The following is a 1038-nucleotide window of genomic DNA, read 5'->3' as shown; positions in this document are numbered from 1 at the left end:
CCTAGTGCACTGACTCAGACGGATGGTTCAGGGGATCGGCCGACGGCTTCGAGGATATCGGTGGCGGGCTTTGTCCAGACGAAGGGTCTGGCGCGCTGGTTGTGCTCGGCGATGTAGCGTTTGATCGCCGCCTGCAGATCGACGACGCCGGTGAAGGAGCCTCGCCGCAGCCGACGACGGGTCAGCGCTGAGAAGAAGCCCTCGACCGCGTTGAGCCACGAGGCCGAAGTCGGGGTGAAGTGGAACGTCCAGCGCGGGTGCCGGGCGAGCCAGGCGCGCACCTTCGGATGTTTGTGGGTAGCGACGTTGTCGAGGATCGCGTGGATCGCCTTGCCGGACGGGACAGCAGATTCGACGGCGTTGAGGAACCGGATGAACTCACCGTTCCGGTGGCGCTGCATGCAGCGGCCGAGCACGGTGCCCGCCAGGACGTCGAGGGCCGCAAAGAGCGTCGTGGTGCCGTGACGGGTATAGTCGTGGGTCTGGGCGGCAGGATGGCCGGGGGCAGGCGGACGGTCGGGGCGCGTCCGCTCCAGCGCCTGGATCTGGCTCTTCTCGTCGATGGACAGCACCACCGCGTGGGCGGGTGGGGCCATGTAGAGGCCGACGACATCTTCGACCTTGGCGGCGAAAGCGGGGTCGCGCGAGCGCTTGAACGTGCGCAGCCGATGCGGCTGGAGGCGGTGAGCCTCCCAGATCCGCTGCACGGCACGCAACGAGATCCCGACCGCGCGGGCCACGGCCCGGCCGGTCCAGTGGGTGACCTCGCCCGGCGGCTCCGAGCAGGTCAGCGCCAGTACCTCGGCCACCGTCTCGGTTGAATGGGGCGGCGTGCCGGGCGGGCGCGTCTTGTCGCGCAGCAGACCTTCGACGCCAGCCTCGGCGTAGCGCCGCTGCCAGCGCCACACGGCCGGGCGGCTGACGCCCGCCCGCCGGGCGACGTCCTGGACACAAAAGCGCTCGGCCGAGAGCAGGACGATGCGGGCACGCTGGGTATGTTTGAGCGGGCGGGAGCGGTCGCTGGCGATCGCAACCAGT

At 69.7% G+C, this 1038-nt stretch carries 1 protein-coding gene; it reads right to left on the bottom strand.

Going from position 1 to position 1038, the window contains the following annotated elements; genetic code table 11:
* Window positions 1–14 precede the first annotated feature (14 nt).
* A complete protein-coding gene (locus tag ME121_RS32790; RefSeq protein ID WP_059410341.1) occupies window positions 15–1037 on the bottom strand; it encodes an IS630 family transposase in 1023 nt (340 codons plus the stop codon).
* Between the last annotated feature and the right edge of the window lies 1 nt (window position 1038).

The sequence above is a fragment of the Methylobacterium sp. ME121 genome (genome assembly GCF_000974725.1).
Lineage (GTDB): Bacteria > Pseudomonadota > Alphaproteobacteria > Rhizobiales > Beijerinckiaceae > Methylobacterium > Methylobacterium radiotolerans.
This window is presented reverse-complemented; position numbering and strand designations above follow the sequence as displayed.